Below are 702 nucleotides of genomic sequence, written 5' to 3' on the forward strand. Positions count from 1 at the left end.
CAGCATTCCGCTGCCCGGCCGTGCGCGGGTCCTTCTCTCCGTCGATCTCAGGGCGGGGTGCGGCAAGAGGCTCGATCAGCGCGGCGAACTTCGCCCCGGTCTCCCGGTCCAGCTTCGCCTTGATGACAGTCATCCCGTCCCGGGTGGTGCCGTAGTACAACTCGCGTGCTTCGTGCTGGGCTTCCTCATCGCGGAACGCACCGTCCTGATCCAGCAGGTAGCGAATGCGTTCGGCGAGTTTCTCCAACTCCCTCGGCGACATCGTCCGCGCATACCCCGCAAGCGTTGATTCGACCTCGGCAACCTGGTGGCAGCGCGCGTACTCGGGCAAACGCCGGATTCCGTTGACGATGACACGCGCGTGCTCCAGCCCGATCGCACCCTCGGCCAAGGCGGCGGCCGTGTCGGGCAGATCAGGAGGCATGAGCTCACCGTGGAAGGTTTGCCGGTCCTCGACATTGCGGGCGACTGTGACACGCGTTTTCGCGTCACGCGGGTCGATGTTGAGCAGCCCCTGCAACCAGACGTGCAGCGACCGGGCGGTGGTCTCGGCGTGAATTGCCCGGTGGTCGGCCTCGGCGATGTATTGCAGCTGTTCCCACAGCAGCATCCGCATCTCGGTTTCTAGCTCCTGGATACGGGCCGCGAGCTCAGCATCGGTGCACGACACCGCCGACTGTTGAGGCATGGCCTGCACAGTCG

General features: G+C 65.4%; 1 protein-coding gene. It reads right to left on the reverse strand.

Going from position 1 to position 702, the window contains the following annotated elements; all coding sequences use genetic code 11:
* Positions 1 to 702 (reverse strand): DUF222 domain-containing protein (locus E1288_RS46550; RefSeq protein WP_328592584.1); only part of this gene is annotated, 702 nt, incomplete at both ends.

The organism is Saccharopolyspora elongata (assembly GCF_004348985.1).
Lineage (GTDB): Bacteria > Actinomycetota > Actinomycetes > Mycobacteriales > Pseudonocardiaceae > Saccharopolyspora > Saccharopolyspora elongata.